Source organism: Streptomyces afghaniensis (genome assembly GCF_044327915.1).
GTDB lineage: Bacteria > Actinomycetota > Actinomycetes > Streptomycetales > Streptomycetaceae > Streptomyces > Streptomyces afghaniensis.
Genome location: NZ_JBIRGJ010000011.1, coordinates 206622 through 229942, shown reverse-complemented (window position 1 = coordinate 229942; position 23321 = coordinate 206622). Strand labels below are relative to the sequence as shown.

Sequence of the window (23321 nt, the reverse complement as noted above, 5' to 3'; positions counted from 1 at the left end):
CGGGGCGGAGTGACGGTGGGAGTGAGGGCGGGTGGCGGGTGTCATCCCTTCAGCCCGCCCGCGAAGCCGCTGATGATGCTGCGCTGCAGCAGGAAGTAGACGAGCAGGACGGGCAGGATGCTGATCACCAGTGCGGCGAAGATGAGGTTCCAGTCGGTGACGTACTGGCCGACGAAGCCGGCGATCGCGACCGGCATGGTCTGCTGGGCACTGCCGCTGAGGTACAGCAGCGGGGTGAAGAAGTCGTTCCACACGGCGACCGCGTTGAGCACCAGGGCCGTAACGGTGATCGGTTTCAGCATCGGCAGGACCACGTACCGGAAGCCCTGCAGCGGGGTGCAGCCGTCGATGAGGGCGGCGTCCTCGAAGTCGCGGGGCAAGGCGCGCAGGAAGCCGACGTAGAGGAAGACGGTGAACGGCACCTGCAGGCCGGAGTAGAAGAGGACGAGCGCCCAGGGAGTGCCGAGCAGGCCGAGGTCGCGCAATGTCTGGTACAGCGGCAGCGAGGCGAGCTGGAAGGGCAGGACCAGGCCGAGGAGGACTAGCAGATACGTCGCCCGGGACCAGCGGGCCGTGATGCGGGCCAGCGGGTACGCCGCGAGGGACGAGACGGCCAGCACGATGACGACGCTGCACACCGTCACCAGCACGCTGTTGGCCAACGCTCCGCCGAGCGAGCCCTGTTGCCAGGCCTGGGTGAAGTTGTCCAGGGTCGGGGAGGTGGTCGGGCTGAGGGGCGAGGAGGTGTCGGAGGTGGGACGTACGGCGAGGTTGACCAGGACGTACACCGGGAAGCCGATGAACAGGGCGGCGGCGACCATCGCGAGTTCCAGCGCGAGGGTACGGGGGCGATAGCGGGTCATGACGCGGCCCTCTCGTTCCGGGACAGGAAGAAGTACTGGCCGGTGGAGGCGACCGCCACGATGATCGTGAGGACCACCGCGAGGGCGATGCTGTAGCCGAACTCCCCCAGCGTGAAAGCGTCCTTGTAGATCAGGGTCGAGATGGTGTCGGTCGCGTGCCCGGGCCCGCCGCCCGTCAACGCGTACACCTGGTCGAAGAGTTTGATCCCGCCGATGATCGACAGCATCAGGTTGATGGTGAAGGCCGGGGCCAACAGCGGCCGGGTCACCGACCAGAAGCGCCGCCAGGGACCGGCACCGTCGATCGCCGCGGCCTCATGGATCTCCTTGGGCACCGACTGCAGCCCGGCCAGGAAGATGACCATGGAGTAGCCCGCGAACTGCCACACGATCACCCCGACCACGGACCAGAGCGCGAGGTCGGGATTCCCGAGCCAGTCCTGCTGCCAGTCCCCCAACCCGACGGCGCTCAGCAGGCTGTTGACGGCGCCGTCCGGGCCGAGCAGGTTGCGCCACAGGTAGGCGGTCACGATCGGGGTGATCACGGCCGGGGCGAAGAGGAACACCCGGAGCAGGTTGCGGGACTTGATGGCCGTGTTGACCCCGAGGGCCAGCACCAGCCCCACGGCGTTCTGGATGACCGTGATCGACACCGCGATCAGTAGCGTGTGCCAGACGGCCTGCCTCGCGTCGGCGTCGCGGAGCATGTCGGCGAAGTTGCCCAGGCCGACGAACGAGAAGTCCGGGTTCAGGCCGTCCCAGTCGGTGAAGGCGTAGTACACGCCGCGCCCGCTCGGGATCAGCACGACGAAGGCGAACAGCAGCAGTGCCGGCGCCATGAACCACCACGGCGGTCCGGTGCGCCCTCGGCGGGCGGGGACGACCTTCACGGGCGGACCTACTTCCCTTGAAACGATTCAATAGCCGACCGGTCAGCGCGCTGCCGGCTTCTGCTTCATGGAGGACCCGGTGACGGGCGGATCGTGGGTAACGTTTCCCATCGGGTGGTGCCAGACCCTAGGGAGCCTCCCGGGTGGCGTCAAGATGCTGTGCGCGAGACAGGGGCGTTACGGCGCTACTTCCCCGTACACTCTGCGGCAACGTTTCCCACGGGCGTCGGAGGAGGACCGATGGAGGAGCCGTCAGCATCGTCTCGCCGCGTCACGATCGTCGACGTCGCGCGCCACGCACAGGTGTCCACCACGGCGGTGTCCAAGGTGCTGCGCAACGCCTACGGAGCCAGCCCGGAGATGCGGGCGAAGGTACGGCGCGCGATCGATGAACTGGGCTACCGTCCCCTCGCCGCCGCCCGGGCCCTGCGCGGCCGGACGTACACCATCGGCGTGATGCTGCCGGACATCCGCAACCCCTTCTTCCCCGAGATCCTCGACGGCATCACCGGCCGGCTCGCGGACACCGACTACCAGGTGCTGCTGGGGCCAGGCTGCAACGGGGAGAAGGAGGAGGCGCGGGTCACCGAGGCGCTGATCGATCGCGGCATGGACGGCCTCATCCTGGTCGCGCCCGTCTCACCTCGCTCCCACCTGGAGCATCTGGCCTCCGTCGTGCCGACCGTGATCGTCGGCCGCCATGGGCACTCGGCGGCGTACGACACCGTGAACGACGACGACATGGCAGGTGCGGCTCTGGTCGTCGGTCACCTCGCCGAGCTCGGGCACCGTCGCATCGCCCACATCGAGCACCGCGAGACCGATCCGACGCGCCTCGCGGAGATGCCCAACGCCCAGCGCGCGGAAGGGTATCGGCGTGCCATGCGCTCCCTCGGCCTGGCCGAGGAGATCGACGTCGTCTCCACCAGTTACACGCCGCAGGGCGGGCTCCAGGGCGCCAAGGAACTGCTCGCGCGCCCCCGCCGGCCCACGGCCGTCTTCGCCGGTGCGGACATCGTGGCCATGGGGGTGCTGGAAGCCTGCGCCGAAGCCGGGGTCCGCGTACCCGGCGACATCTCGGTGGCCGGCTACGACAACACGACCTTCGCCGCGCTCGGTCCGATCTCCCTGACCAGCGTCGACCAGGCCGGGCGCGAGATCGGCGAGAACGCCTCCCGGCTCCTCCTGGAGCGGATCGCCGACCGCAACAAGCCGTCGGTCCAGGTCACACTCTCGCCCAAGCTGGTGCCGCGCCGAACCACTGCGCCCCTTCCCGAAGAGGGGGACTCGACGGGCTCGACAGCGGATGTTCGGCCGAGGGGTTGAACGCGGTTTCCCTCTCGCCATGATTCCCCTGAGAGAGGTCCCCTCGGCATCTCCCAGGCGTGGGTGGCCCCGTACGCCCCGCGGCCGGACGGATGGCTCCCGGCAGGCGCTACCCCGTCGGCGCGGGGCGTGCAGTTCCCCCCCGGTCACTCGCCCAATAGTCGCCGCAACCAGCGCAGCCGGGCCGCGCGGGCGTCGACGGACAGGGCAGCCTGGGGCACAAGGCCGTCGAACCCGTGGAAGCCTCCCGGCCACACATGCAGCTCGGCGATGCCGCCGGCCTGCCAGATACGGCTCGCGTAGGCGACGTCCTCGTCGCGGAACGTCTCCGCCGAGCCCACGTCGATGAACGCAGGCGGCAGACCGGACAGGTCGTCCGCGCGGGCGGGCGCGGCGTACGGCGGGACGTCGGCGGTGCCGCGCGCCTCACCCAGCAGGGCGCTCCAGCCGGTCTCGTTGGAGGTGCGGTCCCACACGCCCAGGCCCGCCATCTGGTGGGCGGACGGAGTGTCATTGCGGTCGTCGAGCATCGGACACATCAGCATCTGGCCGATCGCGCGCGGCCCCTTGCGGTCGCGGGCCAGCAGCGCCAGCGCCGCGGTGAGTCCGCCGCCGGCGCTCCCGCCCGCCAGGATGATGCGGTCCGGGTCGCCGCCGATCTCCTTGGCGTGCCCGGCCGTCCACACAAGGCCCGCGTAGCAGTCCTCCACCGGGGCCGGGTGCGGGTGCTCGGGGGCGAGCCGGTATTCCACGGACACCACGACCAGCCCCAGTTCCTCGGCCCAGTCGAGCGGAATCCCCAGCCGAGGGGTGCCCGTCACCATGCCGCCGCCGTGGATGTTGTAGACGATCGGGCGTGAGCCGGTCACGCCTGTGGGGCGGCAGATCAGCAGCGGAACCTCCGGCGCGCCCGGCGGCCCCGGTGCGGCCCGCTCCTCGACCTCGAAGAGACCCTCGCACGCAAGCTCCTCGTTTGTCGGAGGCGCGAGCGAGCCGATGTGCGGCTCCCGCCCGGCCGGGATCATCTCCGGGGTGATCGTCGGCGGCAGCCACTCATTGATCGCCCCGAGTTGTGCGGCGAGTTCCGGGTCGAAGGGCGGCGGGTTCATGGCCATCGGGTCTCCTGGCTGGTGGCTGGTGGCTGGTGCGTGGACGCGGCGTTCACCGGTTACGTGCGGTGCCCTGTGGGGGCGGCTGACAGGTCGTCGCCACGGTCGCCGTCGCCGTCGCCGTCACGGTGTCGCAGTGAGCCGAGAGGTGGCGGATTACGCGGTTGCCTCTGCGGTCCTCTCGGATCCCGGCGTCTTCGGCGCAGTCGAGCCGGGTTGGAGAGCCGCGGGCAGGCGGGGCACCCAGACGAGGCCGATGACCGCCGCGGCCAGCGTCAGGCCGAACAGCGTGCCGAACATCAAGCGGGTGTGGCCCAGGGCGAAGGCGGGAGTGCCCAGCGCCGCCAGACCGGCCACGGCCCGGGTGAAGGCCATCGTGACCCCCTGGGCGGTGGCCCGCAGCAGGGTCGGGAAGAGCTCCTGTGACCAGACCTTGTAGACGGACTCGCCGGCGAAGGAGTTGCCGAGACCTGAGAGGAGCATGACGGCGACGAGGGTGAACCTGTCCGGCCCCAGCAGCGCGGGCAGCGCCCAGGCGACGACGATCAGCGCGGATCCGATCGCGAACCAGGCGTGCCGGGCCGGCTTGTCGACCACCCGCATGAACAGCAGGCCTGCGACGAAGCCGATCGGCAGTCCGATCAGGGTCAGCTGGGAGTACTGGGCGACCTCTCCCTTGGCCAGAGCGGTCCACAGGAAGGTGCCGAACTGGCCGAGGGTGTTCGCGCCGAGGTTCCACGTGGCGTAGTACAGGCCCGTCGCGAGCAGGGCGTACACGGTCGGCGCCCGGAAGAGATCGCGGATGCGGCTGAACTCGATGGTCTCGCTGCGCGCCGTCGTGTGCGTGCCGGCGGCCCGCCGGGCGGCTGCCCATTCGGCCGACTCGCTGAGGGTGAGGCGCAACAGCAGCACGACGACCGCCACGACCAGCAGATGGGCGAACAGGATCCGGCCGCCGAGAAGGCCCTTCACCCCCATGAAGGAGCTCAAGCCGAGCACGGCCACGATGCCGGCCAGCCAGAGCATGCCGGAGAACACCACCATGGTGCCCTTCTTGCCGGCCGGTGCCTCCTCATTGACGAGCGCGAGCGACACGGGGAGATCCGCGCCGATCGCCAGGCCGGTGGCCACGACGCCGACGTAGAGCAGAGCGGGTCCCGCCGCCACCAGGAGCAGCAGCGTGCCGACCGCGTAGAGGGTGAGGGAGAGGGTGAAGACCTTCCGGCGGCCGAACCGGTCGCCCAGCCGGCCGCCGAGGAGGGCACCGGCCGCGAACGCCAGGGTCTGCAGCCCCAGCAGGGATCCGATGGTTCCGGTGTCGAGCTGGAGCGGAGCGGCGTAGTAACCGCTGATCGCCATGCCCGACGTCACCAGGGCTCCGGAATCCAGGTAGGAGGCCATGCCCGCCAGGACCGCTGTCTTCCAGGGGCTTCTCCGAGTGTCCTTCATGCCGGACATACGTCCTCCTCGTCGGGCGTCGGCGATGGGGGCGGGAGTGGGGTGGGGCGGGGGTGGTGTCGGGCGGGGCGGGGGTGGGGCGGGAAGCTCGGTGGGCCTGGCTGCGTCGAGCCGTCCGGTCCGCTGCGAACAGGGCGAGGCGGCGGGTGACCGGTCGCCTACTCGTTTCACTTACGCGTGCCAGTTGAGTGATCTGGCGGGTAAGCTAACCGCGGCCGTGGGCTTTGACAAGAGGTGCGACTGAGGGCGGCGGGTGACCGGGGTGTCCGAGGGCAGGCGGGTGACCAGCGCGGATGTGGCCCGGGAGGCCGGGGTCTCGCGCGCGACGGTGAGTTACGTCCTCAACGGCGTCGTCCATCAGAAGATCCCCGAGGCCACACGGCAGCGGGTGTGGGATGCGGCCTCCCGGCTGGGCTACGCACCCTCGGCGGCGGCGCGGGCGCTGCGCACGGGACGCTCGGAGATCGTCCTCGGTCTGCTGCCCGACTGGCCGATCGAGCATGTCATGGGACGGCTCATCCAGCAGTTGACCAATGCCTTCGCCGAGCACGGGCTGACCTTCGTGGTGCACTCGTCGGCTCATCCCGCCCGTCCCCTGCGGGACATCTGGAAAGCCATGACCCCGGCGGCGGTGTTGGCCCTCCAGGAGTTCGCCGAGCCGGAGGCCGAGGCGATGCGGGCGGCGGGCATCGAGGTGGTCATGGCGATGCACGGGTCGGTACCGGGTGAGCCCCGGCCTCCTCTGGTGTCCGAGCAGCCGATCGGCGCACTGCAGGCACGGCACCTCGCGGCACCCCGCCGCCGGCTCGGCTACGCCTACCCCGACCTGCCGGGACTGGAGGTCCTGGCCCAGCCGCGACTGGACGGCGTCCGCAAGGTCTGCGCTGAATGGGACCTCCCGGAGCCGGACGTCCGGACGGTACCCCTCGATGCGGCGGGCGCCGCCGAAGTGGTGAAGGCGTGGCTCGCCGCCGACCCACCGGTGACGGGGATCTGCGCGTTCAACGACAACATCGCGCTCGCTGTGCTGGCCGGCCTGAGCCACCTCGGGCTGCGCGCTCCGCAGGACCTGGCCGTGATCGGCGTCGACGACATCCCGGGCGCGTCGCTGGCCCAGCCACCGCTGACCACGGTCGTCCGCGACACCGACGCCATCGCGCGGGGCCTGGCACGGCGCGTCGTCGACACGCTGGGCGGCAGGGAGATCCCCGCCGAGCCGCTTCGGGACGAGCTTCTGATCCGGGTGCGGCAATCCGCGTAACCGGTGACGGCATCCGGAGCGTGTCACATCGCCGACCGCCGGTCCGTCTTGATGAGCCCGGCCGACGGGACCTTCGTCCCAGCCATTGCTCCATCTATTGAAATTCGATAGATTCCCATCGCGATTCGATGGAAGGGTGAGGTATGGGAAGGCAGACGGTGGGTGCGCTGCGCGCCGTGCTCGTGGTGGTGTTCGCCGGCACCGTGTTCGTACAAGCAGGGATGGTGTGGGCGTTGGTCAGCGGGAGCGACCCGGAGGACGGGTCGCTCCCGCTGACCAAGCTGCGCGTGATCACGATCCTGGGCATGGTGTCGGCCCAGGTCGCCGTGGTCTGCGTATGGCGACTGGTGACGATGGTGCGACACGGAACCGTGTTCTCCCACGCGGCCTTCCGCTACGTGGACATCCTGATCGGCGCGATCGTGGCCGCTGCCCTCGTGTGGTTCGGGGTCACGGCCCTCAACGCGCCGGGCCAGCGGGCCGACCCCGGTGTCACCGTCATCATGACCGGGGTGGGCGTGGCCATCCTGAGGGTCGCGCTCATCGTGCTCGTCCTGCGGATGCTGCTCGCCCAGGCCGTCGCGCGCGACGTCGAAGCGTCGCGGATGCAGGCGGAGTTGGACGAGGTGATCTGATGCCGATCGTCGTCGACATCGACGTGATGCTGGCCAAGCGGAAGATGTCCGTGGGCGAGCTCGCGGACCGCGTAGGGATCACGCCCGCCAACCTGGCGGTACTCAAGAACGGCCGTGCCAAGGCCGTACGTTTTACGACACTCGCCGCGCTCTGCGATGTGCTCGAGTGCCAGCCGGGCGACCTGCTGCGCTGGGAGGCCGAGGTAGCCGCGGGCGGATGACCTTCCCACCTCAAACCCCCGTTCTCCCAGTGGGGTCAGGCCGACCGGATCATCAAGCGGTTGTTTCCGCCTCCATACGCTGCTGACGGCGGCGGCGCTGCAGGACCGGGTCCGGGACGGGCGCGGCGGCCACCAGGCGCCGGGTGTACTCGTGCTGTGGCTTGCCGCATACGTCGACGCTGGGCCCCTCTTCGACGATGCGCCCGTGCTGCAGCACCAGGGTCCGCGCCGCGAACTGCTTGACGACGGCGAGGTCGTGAGTGATGAACAGGTACGCACAGCCGAGGGTGTGCTGCAGCTCGGCGAGGAGGTCCAGGGCGGCGGCCTGGGTGGTGACGTCGAGGGCGCTGGTCGGCTCGTCACAGATGATGATCTTCGGTTGCCGGGCCACCGCCCGGCCGATGGCGATGCGCTGGCGCTGACCTCCGCTGAACTGGGCCGGGTACCGGTCGGCCGCGTCCTCGGGCAGGCCGACTCGGCGGAGCAGATCGGCGATGTGGGCGCGGACCTCGCGAGGTGAGCGGGTAGAACCGGCGAGCAGGGGTTCGGCCAGCGTCCGGCCCACGGGCAGCGCCGGGTTGAGTGATCCGTACGGGTTCTGGAAGATCGCCTGGAGATCGGTGGACAGGGCGCGGCGGGCACGCCCCGTGAGACGGGTGATGTCCCGCCCGTCGAGCAGCACGCGCCCGCCGCTGACCGGGGTCAGTCCCAGCACGGCCCTGCCGATGGTGGTCTTGCCCGAGCCGGATTCGCCCACGAGGGCGACCGTCTCGGCCTGTCCGACCTCGAACGACACGTTCTCGATGACCGTGGTCGGGGGCTTGCGCAGGCCGCGGGACGGGTAGCGGACCGCGAGGCCGTCGATTTGGAGTACGGGTGTTCCGGTCACGCGATCCTGCCCTCGGTCGTCCCCACGATGCTGGGGGTGCTTTCGATGAGCTTCCTGGTGTACGGGTGCTCGGGCCGATAGAAGATGTCCTCGACCGAGCCCTCTTCCACGATCCGGCCCTTCTCCATCACGATCGCGCGGTCGCAGGTATCGGCCACCACGCCCAGGTCGTGTGTGATGAGGATGATCGCCATGCCGCGTTCATCGCGCAGCGTCCTGAGCAGATCGAGGATGCCCGCCTGCACCGTGACGTCCAGTGCCGTGGTGGGCTCGTCGGCGATCAGGACCTTCGGCGAGCTGGCCAGCGCCATGGCGATGGCGACCCGCTGGAGCATGCCACCGGACAACTCGTGCGGGTGCCGGCGCGCGATGTCGTCCGGATCGCGCAGGTGGACGCTGGTCAGCAGCTCGCGGATCCGTTGCCGTACGGCCTCCTTGCCGCCCGGCACGGTGCCGGTGCGGCGGATGACCTCGCCCAACTGCGAGCCGATGGTGAAGTAGGGGTCGAGCGCCACCATCGGTTCCTGCGACACCAGAGCGATCTCACGGCCGCGGATGCGCTGCAGTTCCCGCTCCGGCAGACCGGTGATCCGGGTCCCGGCCAGCCAGGCCGAGCCGCTGGTCACCCTGCCGCCCGGGGCGAGCAGCCCGAGCAACGACAGGCCCGTCACCGTCTTTCCGCTCCCGGACTCGCCCACGAGACCGAAGATCTCGCCGGAGTTCACCGTGAAGCTGACGGAGTCGACGACGGTACGCGGCCCGTGCGCGGTGGCGAAGGCGATGGAGTAGTCGCGCACGGCGAGCACACCCGGGTCCTGCGGTGTGTCCGGCGTCATGGCGGTGCCCTTGGGAACGCGCGTCCCGACAGGGTGCTTGGTGTCCGGCGTCCCGGCCTGGTGCTTTTCGACCGCCACCGGAACCGGCCGTCGCGACCGGCCGCCGCCGGCCCCCCGCTTCCGGTCCTGGTCGAGGTCGCGCAACCCGTCGCCGAGCAGCCCGAAGGCGACGGACATGAGGCCGATGAGGCCGCCGGAGACGAGCAGCAGGTACGGCGTCTGCTGCATGACCTGCGCGGCCTCTCCGACCATGCCGCCCCAGCTGGGAGCCGGCGCCGGGGTGGCCAGGCCGAGGAACCCGAGGCCGGTCTGCACCATGAGGGCGATCCCCGAGAAGAGGCACACCTGGACCAGCAACAGCCCCACCAGGCCGGGGAAGATGTGCCGTGCCATGATCCGCGCGGAGCTGAGCCCGGAGACTCGGGCGGCGTCCACGAACAGTTCCTCCCGCAGCGCGATGCACGAGCTGCGGATGACACGGGCGAGGCCCGCGGAGGAGAGCACGCCGAGCGTGAACATGGCGGCGATGTTGCTCTGGCTGAAGATCGCCAGGACGGCGAGCATCAGGATGACCACGGGGACGGAGAGCATGACGTCCATGACGGCCACGATGACCCGGTCGGTCCAGCCGCGCAGATAGCCGGCGAGGATGCCGAGGGACATGCCCAGGACCATGTAGACGCTCACGGCGACAGCGACCCCCAGCAGGGCGGGCCGCCCGCCGTAGAGCAAGCGGCTCAGCACGTCGCGGCCGAGGTCGTCGGTGCCCAGCGGGTGGCCGGCCGACGGGCCGCTGCGCGCGTGGAGCAGGTCCTGCGCCAGCGGCGGGTGCGGTGCCAGCAGGGGGGCGAGGATCACGGCGACGGTGACCGCCAGGACCACGACGAGCGCGGCCGCGGTGAGCGGACGGCGCCAGATCGCGGCGAAGGGGTTGGTCCACTTCCGTGACGGCACACGCACGGGCGGAGCTGCAGCGGTCATGCCACACGCACCTTCGGGTTCAGGAGGCTGTAGAGAACGTCGACGAGAAGGTTGATGAGGATCACCAGCACCGTGAAGGTGATGGCGACGCCCTGCACGACCGGCAGATCGTGCTGGTTGGTCGCGTCCACGACCGTCGTCCCCAGCCCGGGCAGCGTGAAAATGTTCTCGACGAGAATCGTGCCGGGGATGTACGCGATCATCGTGAGGCCGATCGCGGTCGCCACCGGCATCCCGCAACTGCGCAGGGCGTGCTTCCAGACGATGGACACGGGCCGGAGGCCGGAGGCGCGCAGCGTTCTGATGTAGTCCCGGCCCAGAGTGGACAGCATCGCATCGCGGGCGATCTTGGAGATCAGGGCGACACCCCCGATCGAGAGAGCGACCACGGGCAGCACGAGACCGGTCGCCCATTGCCCCGGTGACTGGGCGAACGGGGTGTACCCGGTGGCCGGAAAGATCGGGAACTTCACGGCGAAAAGGGAGACGAGCATCAGCGCGAGCCAGAAGTTGGGCAGGGCGCTGCCGAGCAGGGACACCACGTCGATCAGGCGGCGGCTGAACCGGCCGCGGGTGGCGCTGTACACGCCGAGCGGGACGCCGACCAGGGTCGACAGCACGGTGGCCCCGATGACCAGGGTCAGGGTGACCGGCAGGCGTTGCCCGATCGTCCCCAGCACGGATTCGCCGCTGAACAGCGAGCTGCCGAAGTCGCCGTGCAGGACGTCGCGCAGGTACAGCCAGTACTGCTCGGCGAACGGCTTGTCCAGATGGAGCGCGGCTCTGAGCGCGTCGTACTGCTCCTTCGTCGCGTTGACACCCAGGACCGTTCGTGCCGGGTCACCCGGCACGAACGACTCCAGGAGGGAGGTGATCGCCGAGACGACCACCAGGAGCGGGACGGACAGCGCCAGCCTGCGGAGAATAATGGGGAACATCCGTCCTCGTCAGCGAGAGGTCCAGGTGACGTTCGAGGTCAACTGGGCGGTGCCCACCCCGAACTTCACTCCGCGCAGCTTGGTGTTGTACATGGCGATCGTGTCGGTCGCGGACACCGGAAGGGCGAGCGCCTTGCGCACGATCACCTCGGTGAGGTCCTTCGCCGCCGCGCCACTGGACTGGGGGTCCGACTTGGCGAGCCGGGCGAACGCGGCGTCGACGTCCTTGTCGCCCACGCCGAAGACGTTCATGATGCCCGTCTTGGTGAAGCCCGGCTGCTGCGCGTAGAAGTTCTCACCGCCACCCTGGCCGGGCGAGAGCACGGTGGCCGCGTACTTCTTCGACAGCAGGTCGTTGATCCAGCCACCGAAGTTGGCTGCGGCCTTCAGCTTCAGGGTCACTCCTGCCTTGGCGAGCTGGTCCTGCACGGCTTGGAGCATCTTGGTCGTCAGGGGGTCGAACGATCCGTAGTTCACCGGGATGGTCAGCTTCTGGTATCCCGCTGCCTTCAGCAGTTGCTTGGCCTTGGCGGGGTCGTACGAGTACGTCTTCTCGGCTTCGGGGCTGTAGCCGTCGTAGCCGGGCATCGCCGGCTGGGAGATCGGTTTGCCGTAGTCGCCGTAGACCGCCTTGGTGATCGCGGCCCGGTCGAGGGCGAAGTTCAGCGCCTGGCGGACCCGCACATCGCGCAGTCCCTCGACGACCGTGCCTTCGCGGTCGAGGAGGTACAGGCCGGCCCAGGTGGTGGGGGTCTTGATCGTGGTGATCGACTTGACGCCCGCGACGGTCGGCGCCACGTCCGGGGTGCCGTACATGAGGTCGATCTGCCCGGACTTCAGGGCCTGCGCCTGCGAGTTGACGTTCGGCATCACCCGGACGGTGATCTTCTTGAAATGGATGGCGGACTGGTCGTAGAAGTTCTTGTTCGGTAGGTAGACGTAGTGGTCGCCGGAGACCGACTGCTGGGCGCTGAGGACGTACGGTCCGGCGCCGAAGGTCGTGGAGGCCAGCTTCTTCGGGTCCTTCAGCCCCGCCGGGCTGATGATGGCGCCGCCCATGAACTCGGGCGTGAACAGCGCACCCATGTCGGGGTTCGGCGTCGGGCTGCTGACCAGCACGGTCGAACTGTCCGGCGCCGAGAAGGTCAGGGGACGGTAGTAGGCGCCGCCGGGTCCGCTGCCCTTCTGGAAGTACTTGATGGAGTTGACGACGTCGTCGGCGGTGACCGGCGTGCCGTCGGCGAACTTCGCCCCCTTGCGCAGGCTGAGCTGGAACTTGGTGTTCCCGTTGCCCACATAACCCCACTTGTCGGCCAGCCCGGCCCCCAGGGTGCCGTCGGCCTTGCGGCTCAGCAGCGAGGCGTAGGCCGGGTCCATGTAGTTCAGGAAGGGCCCGACCGCGACCTGGGCGGGGTCCAGGCTGTTGGGCGCCGAGTTCAGGGCGATGGTCAGGTTCGCCGGGCCGGTACCGCCGCTGCCGCCGGTGTTGTCGGCGCCGGCGCTGCAGGCGGCCAGCGCGAGCGTGGTCACGACGCCGATCGAGGCGTGGAGGACGGTTGCTCTCTTCATCGAGATCTCCGTTGGGTCGGGAGGCTGGGAGGTGAGGGGGACGGGGGGAGGCGGAGGACGGGGCGGCTGAGGTGGCTCGTGGCGGGGCCGACGGGGCGGGGGCCCTGGTGGGCATCCGGATGCGGGGAGTTCCGGGAGGATCCGCCGTGTGGGGCCGGCGACTGAATCGGTACGTGGCGGTAGTTGTCCGCCTCAGGACCACTGCGTCCCGCATGGGGCAAGGGAACGTCATGGCTTGCAGGGTGGCTTACACGTTTAAGTCGGTTGGCCGGTAAATTAACTGTGTCGCCTTCGTTGCGCAAGAGGTCGGCGGAAGGTTTGCCACGAGGAGCAGGTCAGGCGGACACCCGGACCTGAACCCTGAGCGGGTCCTGAAGAGGTTCGGCGGCGGCCTGCCTGCCGTCGAGGGCGTCGACGACACGGCGGGCCAGGCTCCGCGCGACGGCGTCGGTGTCCCGGACGATCGTGGTGAGCGGCGGCTGGGCCAGCGCCGCGCCGGGAATGTCGTCGACGCCGATCACAGCCAGGTCCTGCGGGGCCCGCAGTCCCAGGGACCGCAGGGCGAGCAGAACGGCCAGGGCGACCTCGTCGTTGAAGGCGCAGATCCCCGTCACCGGCGGGTCGGCGTCCAGCCATGCCCGTACCGCCTCCACGGCACCCTCCGGACCGACGGGGACAGTGCGAACGTCCGGTTCGGGAATGCCGAGTTCGGCGCACACCTTGCGCACTCCGTCCAGCCGCGCCCGGGCGAGGATGCCGAGTCTGCCCAGGTCCGGGTAGGCGTAGCCGAGCCGGCGGTGTGCGGTGACCAGGTGGCGGGCCTGCGCCGCGCCGATCGGTTCCTCTGCCACGAGGGGCGGCCGGTGCGGGTCCCGTGTCGAGCCGTGCACCGCCGTGACGACCTCGACTCCCGCCGCTCGCATGGCGCCGGCCTCGGCCTCGGGGAACTCGCCCAGTGCCAGGACCGCCGCGGGCGTCAGGGCCTTCCAGACCTCCCGCAGGGGCCGGGCGAAGGAAGCCGGGGAGTGCACGACAAAGGTGAGCTCGTGTTCGGCGAAGGCGTTGGTCAGCTGCTGGACGAGTCGTCCGAGGACATGCTCGATCGGCCAGTCCGGCAGCAGCCCGAGCACGATGCGCGAGCGTCCCGTCCGCAGCGAGCGCGCCGCGGCGGACGGCGCGTAGCCGAGCCGGGCGGCGGCGTCCCACACACGCCGCCGCGTGGCCTCGGGGATCTTCTGGTGGGGTGTGTCGTTGAGGACGTAGCTCACCGTCGCGCGGGAGACGCCGGCCTCCCGCGCGACATCCGTGCTGGTCACGCGTCTTCGGCCGGGTATCCCTGCCATGGATTCCCCTTCGGACGGGCCTCTTGTCAAAGGTCGCGACTGCGGCTACGTTGCCCGCTCAGAATACCTACACGTTTAAGTGGCACGAGTAAGTAGTGGCGCGAGTAAGTAACGCAACGTGGCTCTGGCTCCGGGGGCGGGCCCGCCTCATCAGACATCCCGTCGAGGGTGTTCAACGAGGTGCGACGCACCAGCGGTACGCCGATCTCCGAACATCCCCGCACCCGACACGACCCGAAAGGCAGCCGCGTGATCCGCCATCACGACTTCCATCATCACGGCCTGACGCTCCGCTCCACGCTGCACATCCCCGAAGGGCCGGCCGAAACCCGTTGGCCCACTGCGGTGTTCGTCCACGGCTTCAGCTCCAACCGGCTGGAACTGCCGGACTTCGTCGCGATGTCCCGGCTGCTGGAGGCGAACGGCATCGCCTCGGTCCGCTTCGACCTCTCGGGCCACGGCGAGAGCGACGGCGACTTCTTCGACGTGACCATCACCGGCGAGATCGCCGAAACCCGGGCGGTGCTCGAAGCGGCCCGCGCCTTCGACTTCGTCGACCCCGAGCGGATCGGCCTGATCGGTATGAGCATGGGAGGTGTGGTCGCCGGTATCGTCGCCGCCGAGGAACCGGGCATCCGCGCGCTGTGCCTGTGGTCCCCGGCCGCGGTCGCACCGTTCGAGATCGGCAGGGGCTACCTGAAGGGGCGCAGCCTCGCGGCGGAGATCGAGGAGAAGGGTTACTTCGACGCCGATGGGCACCGGATGAGTCCCGCGCTCGTCGAGGACATCGCCGGTCTCGACGTCTACGGGCGGTCCGGCGCGTACACCGGACCGGTCTGCATCCTGCACGGCGACAAGGACGACATCGCTCCCGTCGAGTACGTCCGCCGCTATCTGGACCACTACGACGGCAACGCGGAACTCCGGATCGTCGAGGGCGCGGACCATGCCTGGGGAACGATCCCGCACCGCACCACCTTGCACCAGTCCACGCTGCGATTTCTGCGGAGGCACCTCCAGTCATGACGACGCCGAGTTTCGAGCCGCTCCGTACGACGGACGCCACCACGACGGTCACCGGGCTGTGCACCGCGGACGACTCCGGTCTCGTGGCCACCCCGTATCCCGCCCCCCGCCTGTCCTGGTCGCTGACGAGCGACCGGCCCGGCGTCCTGCACCACGCCTACGAGATCCAGGTGTCGGCCGACCGCTCCTTCGCCGACGCGGTGTCCAGCGGGGAGATCGAGTCCGACGTGGTCGTCGATCACCTGTGGCCGGCCGCGCCACTGCGCAGCCGCGAGGTCCGTCACTGGCGCGTCCGCGTCCGCACCGACCTCGGCTGGACGGGCTGGAGCGAACCCGCCCGGGTGGAGGCCGCGCTGCTCGACGACACGGACTGGACGGCCCGCCCCGTTCATCTCCTCACAGACCCGGGCCGCTCCTCCCCGGGCCCGGTGCCGCTGCTCCGCCGGGAGTTCGAGCTCCCGGCGGAGCCGGTGTCCGCGCGCCTGTACGTCACCGCGCTGGGCGTCCACCGCACCGCGATCAACGGCCGTCCCGTCGCCGACGACCTGCTGGAACCGGGCTGGACCAGCTATTCCAACCGGCTGCTGTACGCCACCTACGACGTCACGGGCCTGCTCACCCCTGGACAGAACGCGCTGTCCGCGGCGGTCGGCGACGGCTGGTACCGAGGCCACCTCACCTGGCACAAGAACCGCAATGTCTACGGCGACACCTCGGCCCTGCTCGCCCAGCTCGAAGTCACCCTGGCCGACGGCAGCACCGTCACCGTGGTCACCGACGACCAGTGGCGGGGCGGTTACGGCGACCTGCGGGCGGCGGACCTGTACGACGGCTGCGAACGCGACCTCCGTCAGGAACCGCACGGCTGGCGGCTGCCCGGCTTCGACGACCACGGCTGGGAGCAGGCGGCCACGCTCCCGCTGCCCGCCGGGCTGACCCAGCGGTCCCATCCACCCGTGCGCGTCGTCCAGGTCATCCGGCCCGAGCAGCACACGCTGCCCGGCGGCACGATCGCCGTCGACGCGGGAGAGAACATCACCGGCTGGCTCCGGCTGCGTGCCGGCGGCCCGCCGGGAAGCACGGTCACCGTCCGGCACGCCGAAGTTCTCGACGGCGACGGACGCCTGCTGACCAGCATCCTGCGCGGCGCACGCGCCACCGACCAGTACACCCTGGCCGGCGACACGGCCGAACTGGAGCCGGAGTTCACCTTCCATGGCTTCCGGTACGCCGAGATCGAAGCCTCCCCAGGGGTCACCATCGAGCAGGTCGAGGTGGCCGTCGTGGCCAGCGACCTGCATCGCATCGGCGAGTTCCACTGCTCGGACACACGCGTCAACCAGCTCTACGCCAATGTCGTCCGCTCCCAGCGCGGCAACTTCCTCGCCGTACCGACCGACTGCCCGCAACGCGACGAACGGCTCGGCTGGACCGGCGACATCATGGCCTTCGCCCCGACCGCGTGCGCCACCTTCGACAGCCGTTCCTTCCTCGACAGCTGGCTCACCGACCTCGCCATCGAGCAACGCCCCGACGGCGCCGTCCCGTTGGTGATTCCCGACGTGGACCTCGGCGAGTTGCCGACCGACCTGCCGTTCGCCGGTAGTGCCGCGGGCTGGGGCGACGCCGCCACCGTCGTACCGGCCGCTCTCTTCGACGCCTACGGCCACCGCAATCTGCTCGCCCGCCACTATGCGGCGATGCGCGCGTGGGTCGAGTTCACCGTCGCTCACCTGGACGAGGACGGAACCTGGACCGCCAACGCGCAACTCGGCGACTGGCTCGACCCGTCCGCGCCGCCGGAGGACCCGGCGCGCGCCACCACCGACTCCGCCTACGTCGCCACCGCCTTCGTCGCGCACAGCGCCCGCCTGCTCGCCGACACGGCCCGCGAGCTGGGCCACGCCGACGGCGCCGAACGGTACGCGGCCCTGCACCGCCGTACCGCCGAGGCCGCCTGGCGCAAGTGGGGCCACCACGCACGCACCACCCAGACCGGCTGCGCGCTCGCCCTCCAGTTCGGCATCGCCCCTGACGCCGAGCGCGCTGCGGTCGGCGATGCTCTCGCCGCCCTGGTGCGCGCGAACGGCGGGCGCATCGCCACCGGCTTCCTCGGCACCCCCTTCGTGCTGCCCGCCCTCACCACCACCGGCCACACCGCCGAGGCGTATCAACTCCTGCTCAACACTGAATGCCCCGGCTGGCTCTACCAGGTCGCCCGAGGCGCCACCACCATGTGGGAGCGGTGGGACGCCATCCGCCCCGACGGCACCATCGACACCGAGAAGGCCGGGACGATGCTGTCGTTCAACCACTACGCCTACGGTGCCGTCGCCACCTGGCTCTACCAGTCCGTCGCCGGACTACGCCCCACCGCTCCCGGCTACCGCACCCTCGAGATCGCCCCCCGCCCCGGAGGCACGCTCACCTCTGCCCGCGCCTCGATCGCCACCCCGTACGGCACGGCGTCCGTCGCCTGGTCGATCAGCGGCACAGCCTTGACCGTGGACGTCACGCTGCCACCGGGCACGACCGGACGGTTCAGCGCGCCCGAAGCCTGGTGCTGCACCAGCGAAGTCGGCCGACTCGGATCCGGGGATCACCACCTGCTCCTTCACTCCGGCTCCTAGCCCCGTACCCCCAAGGAAACGCGCACCATGGCAACCAGCCACGACGACGGCACCCCTGAGCCGAGCCTCGACGAGAAGACAGCGCTCCTGTCGGGCCAGGATTTCTGGTCCACCAAGTCCTCCGCAGGAGCGGGGACCCCGTCGCTCGTGCTGAGCGACGGCCCGCACGGCGTCCGCCGCCAGCGCCAGGAGGCCGAGAACCTCAGCCTGTACGAGAGCGAGCCGGCGACCTGCTTTCCTCCCGCGGTCGCGCTGGCGTCCAGTTGGGATCCGGACCTGGTCGGTCGGGTAGGAGAGGCACTCGGCCGTGAGGCCCGGGCTCTGGGTGTGGACGTACTGCTCGGCCCGGGCGTCAACATCAAGCGCTCGCCGCTGTGCGGCCGCAACTTCGAGTACTTCTCCGAAGACCCGCTCCTCAGCGGCGTACTGGGCACAGCACACGTGACAGGTGTACAGAGCCAGGGCGTAGGCGCCTCGGTCAAGCACTTCGCGGCCAACAACCAGGAGACCGACCGGATGCGGGTCAGCGCCGACGTGGACGAGCGCACCCTGCGGGAGATCTACTTCCCGGCGTTCGAGCGGATCGTGAAGCAGGCACGCCCGGCGACCGTCATGTGCGCCTACAACAAGATCAACGGCACCTACGCCGCCGAGAACTGCTGGCTGCTCACCCAGGTGCTGCGCGCGGAGTGGGGCTTCGATGGCCTGGTCGTCTCCGACTGGGGAGCCGTGGGCGATCGCGTCGCCGCGCTGCTGGCCGGCACCGACCTGGAGATGCCCGGCAACAGCCGCGGCACCGACGCAGAGGTCGCCGCGGCAGTGCGCTGCGGTGAGCTGGAAGAAGCCGTGGTAGACACCGCCGTCGCGCGGCTCCGTGCCCTGGCCGGGCGGGTTCGTGCCGAGGCGAGCCCGCCCCCGGTGGACTTCGAGGCGCACCACCGGCTGGCCCGTGAGGTCGCCGCCGACTGCCTGGTCCTGCTGAAGAACGAGAACCGGACACTGCCGCTGGCTCCGGCCGGCCGGGTCGCCGTCATCGGCGAGTTCGCCGCCGCCGTGCGCTACCAGGGCGGCGGCAGCTCCCATGTCAACGCCACGCGTGTCGACAGCCCGGTGGACGAACTGTGCGCTCTGCTGCCCGACGCCCAGGTCGACTTCGCCCGAGGCTACGACACCACCGGCCGCTCCGATGCTGCGCAACTGCACGAGGAGGCCGTCGCGCTGGCCGCGCAGGCCGACACAGCCGTACTTGTACTCGGGCTGCGCGAGTCAGACGAGTCCGAGGGGTACGACAGGGAGCACCTCCTGCTGCCGCGGGATCAGGTGGGGCTGGTCCGGGCCGTGACGCGGGCCGCCCGCCGCACAGTCGTCGTACTGCTCAACGGCGGAGTGGTCACCATGGAGGGCTGGCATGACGAGGTGGACGCGGTGGTCGAGGCGTGGCTGCCGGGCCAGGCCGGCGGTGGTGCCGTCGCCGACGTACTCACCGGCCGCGTCAACCCTTCCGGCCGACTGGCCGAGACCGTCCCGCGTCGGCTGGCGGACACCCCGTCCTTCCTGAACTTCCCAGGAGAGCAGGGCCATGTTCGATACGGCGAGGGCGTCATGGTCGGCTATCGGTACTACGAGACCGCCGACGTGGCCGTCCGCTACCCGTTCGGCCACGGCCTGAGCTACACCACCTTCGACCGGACCGACTTCCGTGTCACCGCCGATGGACCGGACACCGCCACGGTCAGCGTCACGGTGACCAACACCGGTGACCGGTTCGGCAAGCACGTGGTGCAGATCTACGTGACCGCGCCCCGGCGACCTGTCAGCAGCCCGGCGCGGGAACTTCGCGGCTTCACCAAGGTGGCTCTCGCACCGGGCGAGACCACCACCGTCGAGATCGCCCTCGACCGCCGTGCCTTCGCCTACTGGGACATCACCCGCCACGACTGGACCGTCGCGCCCGGCCAGTACCAGGTGCAGCTCGCCGACAACGCGCACGACATCCTCGCCACCGCCACTCTCGAGCTGCCCGGGGACAAGCTCATCCAGCCGCTCACCCTCGACTCATCCATCGGCCACTGGTTCGGCCACCCGGCCGTCGGTCCTGCTTTGACCGCCGCAATGACGTCAGGACTGAGCGAGGAGGAGGCAACCGCCGCCTCGGAAGGCAACGCCGACGCACTGCGCCTGCTGTCGTCCATGGCGATGCGTCAGTTCCTCGGGTTCCTTCCCAGACAGCTTCCGCAGGAGCTGCTGGAGAAGCTGATGGAGATGAGCGAAGCGCCCTCCGCCCCCGACGCCTGATCCACGACGTCCGGTCTCGCCAACCGGTCCCCACGACCGCGGCCCGCTGTGCCCTGACACACAGCCGGCCGCTCTCATAACACCGTGCTCCACTACGGCAAGGACGGCGCCCTGACCGGCCCGACAAAGAGCCAGCAGGGTGTTGACGTGCACGAGCGCGGACTGGAGCAGGTGCAGGGCGAGCATCGACGTCTCGGCGAGAACGCGGCTGCCGCCTGGCCACTCCCGGACATTCCGATCAGCCGGGGATGGCTCGAGGTTCAGGCGGATGCTGCCGATGTTCTTCAGCCTCGGCGGCAGGCGGTAGTAGTAGCTTCATCGCGTCCATCACCGGCCGGTAGGCGGTGTTGTTGCACCTGAAGCCAGCGTGTTCAGCAGCGGAGGCAGCATCTGCCGGTAGTGCGAGCTGTACGAGGAGCGCAGGGTGGTGCGGACCTTGGCCGCGCAGCGTCTTCTCCCCGATCACCGGGAACAGGGCCCGGCGCCCAACCCGTCGGGCTTGTCGACCGCGGTCGTCGCCAACTTGAAGGGGATGCCCTCCTTCCCGCGGACCTGCCGTCGGCAGCCGCTGTCGTAGCCCCAAGGGCGCACCTCCAGAACTCCCCCTACGGGTGCGCCCCTCACGCGCACCGCGCCCGACAAGGAGGCACCCACGCATGTACGAATGACCTCTACGGAAGTGGAAGAGAAACGCCAGGGCACTCAGCGCACGGTCCGTGCCCGCAGCGGCTGACTCTGCCCCGCACTGTGATGACTCCTTCTCGCCCCTGAGCATCCGGGCGTTCTCGTCCCGCAGCTGGGCCGGCTCTTCGGTTGGGCTCTCTGGCCCGCTGCCATTTCGCGTGACCGGCGCCTGTTGACCGGTGTTCTCCTTGCCGACCCACGTGCGCAGCGCCTCCCCGGTGATCCCGAGCTCCGCGGCCACCGCCGCGTACATGCGTTTCGCCGATCCAGCCGTATCGTCACGGGCCGTGCTCCCGAGCAGGCGATGCTGCGGTACCCCAGCGAGAGGCCCTGACATCACAGCAAGACAGCTGCTGCCTCAGCTCAAGCGGTAACCGAGCAGCGCGAGGCCGGCGGGCGGCGTCATCATCCTCCCGGAAGATCAGTCGTACCTGCGCTGCCAGTCATCCCGTAAGCTTCATGGATGCCTTAGCTGTCGGCCTGGGCGCCTCGGACCGACGGTGCCGGCCACCGGACCGAGCCACTGATGCGCATCCGGCCGCACGTGACCTTTCAGTCCTTCCTCACGGGTTCCGGCGAGGCAGAGCACGCCTGACTGGCCCGGAGCATGGCCCTGTAGAGGGCGCGGGGCTCGGGCGAGTCGGGCAGAGGGCCGCGGGCGGGGGCTTCGAAGGACTGGAGCATCAGGGCGACGACGCGTTTCCAGGCGTCGGGAGCAGTGTCGCCGGTGGCGTTGACGACGCCGGCATTGGCCATGTACACCAGCACCAGGTCCTCGGGGGTGAAGTCCTCCCGCAGACGTCCTGCGGCCTTGGCGCGGCCGATGAGCTGGACGACGCCCTCGTACGCCTGGCCTCGGCGCTCCTCCAGAGCCTTGGCTGTGGGGAAGGTCATGGTCAGCACGTCGGCGAAGCCGTAATCGGCGGCCTGCATCGCGCAGCCGGTTTCGATGAACCCCGCGAGACCGCGCCAGGGATCGGGGTCGTCGAGGGCGACGCCGACCGCGTCGACGTAGGCGTCCATACGGTCGGCGAAGACCGCGGCTACCAGTTCCTCCTTTGTCGCGAACCGGCGGAACAGAGTGGCGATGCCCACCCCCGCCTCGCGGGCCACGGAAGCCATGGAGGCATGCAGGCCGTCACGCCTGAACACCGTGCGCGCGGCGGCGAGTATCCGCGCGCGGTTGCGCTCGGCGTCGCTGCGGAGAGGCTGCGCGGCACGGTCATCGCTGGATTGGGAGCCAAGGGTCATGACACTCAGCCTACCGAATCGGAATGCCCCGTCCACTTTCAGTGTTATCGTGGACATCACGGAACCGGACAGCCCTTTCCGAATCACGAATCGGATTCCCCTTTCCGAATCGAGCGAACCGATGCCAAGGAGTTGATGATCAGTGCGCGCTGTGACATTGGCGCAGGTACCCGGCAGCCCCGAGGTGACCGAGGTGGAGGTGCCCCGCCCGGAGGCCGGTGAGGTGCTGGTGAAGGTGGCCGCCTCCTCGGTGAACGGGTTCGACCTGGGCACGGCGGCCGGATACCTGCAGAGCATGATGGAGCACCGCTTCCCGCTGATCCCCGGCAAGGACTTCGCCGGCACCGTCGAGGCAGTCGGTGAGGGGGTCGAGGGTTTCGCGGTCGGCGACGCCGTGTTCGGCGTGGACGCCAAGGCGTACCTGGGTACCGGTTCGATGGCGCAGTACGTCGCCGTTTCGACTGCTGTCGGCATCGCCCACCGGCCCGACGGAGTCTCCGTGCGTGACGCCGGCGCGCTCGGGCTGGCGGGCACCGCCGCCTTTGACGGTCTCGCCCTGCTCGGCCCGCTGGAGGGCAGGACGGTGCTGATCTCCGGTGCCACCGGCGGCGTGGGTGCCATCGCCGTGCAGCTGGCCGCGGCCCGGGGCGCGAGGGTGATCGCCACGGCCAAGCCGGGTTCCGAAAGCGACTTCGTCTCGACGCTGACCGACGCCGAGGTGACCGTCATCGACTACACCCAGGACGTGACCGCACAGGTCCGGGCGATCGCCCCGGACGGCGTGGACGCGGTGCTGCACCTCGCCGGCGACCTGGCCGAGCTCACTGCGCTCACCCGCGACGGCGGCGCCGTCGCCTCCGCCCTCACCCTCACCCCAGTCCCCGAGGCCTCGGAGGACCGCAAGCTGCAGACCGCCGTGCTCCGGTCCAACCCGACCGCCGGCACCCTGTCCACCCTCGCCGGGCAGGTCGCCACCGGCGCCCTCAAGGTGCCGGTGAACTCCGAATTCGACCTGGAGCGTGCCCCCGAGGCATTCGCCGCGTTCGGCCGCGGCACCCTCGGCAAGATCGCGATCACCGTCGCCTGACCAGTCCGTATCCCAGACGCTTCCCCCAC

The 23321-nt window shown here is 69.9% G+C and carries 18 protein-coding genes; 8 read left to right on the top strand and 10 right to left on the bottom strand.

Features of this window, described 5'->3' with window-relative positions:
* Positions 1-41: 41 nt before the first annotated feature.
* Both ACH4G3_RS37550 and ACH4G3_RS37545 read right to left on the bottom strand, forming a co-directional pair.
* Positions 42-863 carry a carbohydrate ABC transporter permease gene (locus ACH4G3_RS37550; protein WP_397628670.1) on the bottom strand — a complete coding sequence of 274 codons (822 nt, stop codon included), beginning with the start codon at positions 861-863 and terminating at the stop codon, positions 42-44.
* Positions 860-1753, bottom strand: a complete 894-nt coding sequence (locus ACH4G3_RS37545; RefSeq protein ID WP_397628669.1) for a carbohydrate ABC transporter permease — start codon at positions 1751-1753, stop codon at positions 860-862. Before ACH4G3_RS37545 ends, ACH4G3_RS37550 begins: the two co-directional genes overlap by 4 nt.
* Positions 1754-1993: 240 nt before the next feature.
* Between ACH4G3_RS37545 and ACH4G3_RS37540 the strand changes: the two genes are divergently transcribed.
* Positions 1994-3079, top strand: a complete 1086-nt coding sequence (locus ACH4G3_RS37540; RefSeq protein ID WP_397628668.1) for a LacI family DNA-binding transcriptional regulator — start codon at positions 1994-1996, stop codon at positions 3077-3079.
* Positions 3080-3225: 146 nt separating this feature from the next.
* On the opposite strand, the gene ACH4G3_RS37535 is transcribed toward ACH4G3_RS37540, so the two are convergent.
* Together ACH4G3_RS37535 and ACH4G3_RS37530 are read right to left on the bottom strand one after the other, a co-directional pair.
* Positions 3226-4194 (bottom strand): alpha/beta hydrolase, encoded by a 969-nt coding sequence (locus ACH4G3_RS37535; protein WP_397628667.1) that lies wholly within the window; start codon positions 4192-4194, stop codon positions 3226-3228.
* Positions 4195-4344: 150 nt separating this feature from the next.
* Complete coding sequence (locus tag ACH4G3_RS37530) at positions 4345-5646, bottom strand: MFS transporter (protein ID WP_397628666.1); 1302 nt, start codon at positions 5644-5646, stop codon at positions 4345-4347.
* A gap of 280 nt (positions 5647-5926) precedes the next feature.
* On the opposite strand from ACH4G3_RS37530, the gene ACH4G3_RS37525 reads away from it, so the two are divergent.
* From ACH4G3_RS37525 to ACH4G3_RS37515, 3 genes are all read left to right on the top strand, one after another.
* Positions 5927-6907, top strand: a complete 981-nt coding sequence (locus ACH4G3_RS37525) for a LacI family DNA-binding transcriptional regulator (protein WP_397628665.1) — start codon at positions 5927-5929, stop codon at positions 6905-6907.
* A gap of 143 nt (positions 6908-7050) precedes the next feature.
* Positions 7051-7542, top strand: a complete 492-nt coding sequence (locus ACH4G3_RS37520) for a DUF2975 domain-containing protein (protein ID WP_397628664.1) — start codon at positions 7051-7053, stop codon at positions 7540-7542.
* A complete protein-coding gene (locus tag ACH4G3_RS37515; RefSeq protein WP_397628663.1) occupies positions 7542-7763 on the top strand; it encodes a helix-turn-helix domain-containing protein in 222 nt (73 codons plus the stop codon). The genes ACH4G3_RS37520 and ACH4G3_RS37515 overlap by 1 nt, the downstream gene beginning before the upstream one ends.
* A 52-nt stretch (positions 7764-7815) precedes the next feature.
* On the opposite strand, the gene ACH4G3_RS37510 is transcribed toward ACH4G3_RS37515, so the two are convergent.
* From ACH4G3_RS37510 to ACH4G3_RS37490, 5 genes are all read right to left on the bottom strand, one after another.
* Entirely contained in the window at positions 7816-8652 is an 837-nt protein-coding gene (locus tag ACH4G3_RS37510) for an ABC transporter ATP-binding protein (protein WP_397628662.1), read from the bottom strand.
* On the bottom strand, positions 8649-10469 hold the full coding sequence (locus ACH4G3_RS37505) for a dipeptide/oligopeptide/nickel ABC transporter permease/ATP-binding protein (protein ID WP_397628661.1): 1821 nt from the start codon (positions 10467-10469) through the stop codon (positions 8649-8651). The genes ACH4G3_RS37510 and ACH4G3_RS37505 overlap by 4 nt, the downstream gene beginning before the upstream one ends.
* Positions 10466-11407 carry an ABC transporter permease gene (locus ACH4G3_RS37500; RefSeq protein WP_397628660.1) on the bottom strand — a complete coding sequence of 314 codons (942 nt, stop codon included), beginning with the start codon at positions 11405-11407 and terminating at the stop codon, positions 10466-10468. The genes ACH4G3_RS37505 and ACH4G3_RS37500 overlap by 4 nt, the downstream gene beginning before the upstream one ends.
* 9 nt (positions 11408-11416) lie before the next feature.
* Positions 11417-12976 (bottom strand): ABC transporter substrate-binding protein, encoded by a 1560-nt coding sequence (locus ACH4G3_RS37495; RefSeq protein WP_397628659.1) that lies wholly within the window; start codon positions 12974-12976, stop codon positions 11417-11419.
* A gap of 335 nt (positions 12977-13311) precedes the next feature.
* A complete protein-coding gene (locus ACH4G3_RS37490) occupies positions 13312-14319 on the bottom strand; it encodes a LacI family DNA-binding transcriptional regulator (RefSeq protein ID WP_397628658.1) in 1008 nt (335 codons plus the stop codon).
* A gap of 249 nt (positions 14320-14568) precedes the next feature.
* Here ACH4G3_RS37490 and ACH4G3_RS37485 point away from each other — a divergent pair, with 249 nt between their 5' ends.
* From ACH4G3_RS37485 to ACH4G3_RS37475, 3 genes are read left to right on the top strand one after another with little or no spacing between them, the layout of a single operon-like run.
* Positions 14569-15345 carry an alpha/beta hydrolase family protein gene (locus tag ACH4G3_RS37485; protein ID WP_397628657.1) on the top strand — a complete coding sequence of 259 codons (777 nt, stop codon included), beginning with the start codon at positions 14569-14571 and terminating at the stop codon, positions 15343-15345.
* Positions 15342-17975, top strand: a complete 2634-nt coding sequence (locus tag ACH4G3_RS37480; RefSeq protein WP_397628656.1) for a family 78 glycoside hydrolase catalytic domain — start codon at positions 15342-15344, stop codon at positions 17973-17975. The genes ACH4G3_RS37485 and ACH4G3_RS37480 overlap by 4 nt, the downstream gene beginning before the upstream one ends.
* Before the next feature lie 27 nt (positions 17976-18002).
* The gene (locus tag ACH4G3_RS37475; RefSeq protein WP_397628655.1) at positions 18003-20270 is read left to right on the top strand and encodes a glycoside hydrolase family 3 C-terminal domain-containing protein; all 2268 of its coding nucleotides are present in this window, start codon (positions 18003-18005) and stop codon (positions 20268-20270) included.
* A 1236-nt stretch (positions 20271-21506) separates the two neighbouring features.
* Here the strand turns inward: ACH4G3_RS37475 and ACH4G3_RS37470 are convergent.
* The gene (locus ACH4G3_RS37470; protein ID WP_397628654.1) at positions 21507-22205 is read right to left on the bottom strand and encodes a TetR/AcrR family transcriptional regulator; all 699 of its coding nucleotides are present in this window, start codon (positions 22203-22205) and stop codon (positions 21507-21509) included.
* A 142-nt stretch (positions 22206-22347) separates the two neighbouring features.
* On the opposite strand from ACH4G3_RS37470, the gene ACH4G3_RS37465 reads away from it, so the two are divergent.
* Entirely contained in the window at positions 22348-23292 is a 945-nt protein-coding gene (locus ACH4G3_RS37465; RefSeq protein ID WP_397628653.1) for an NADP-dependent oxidoreductase, read from the top strand.
* The last annotated feature ends 29 nt before the right edge of the window (positions 23293-23321 follow it).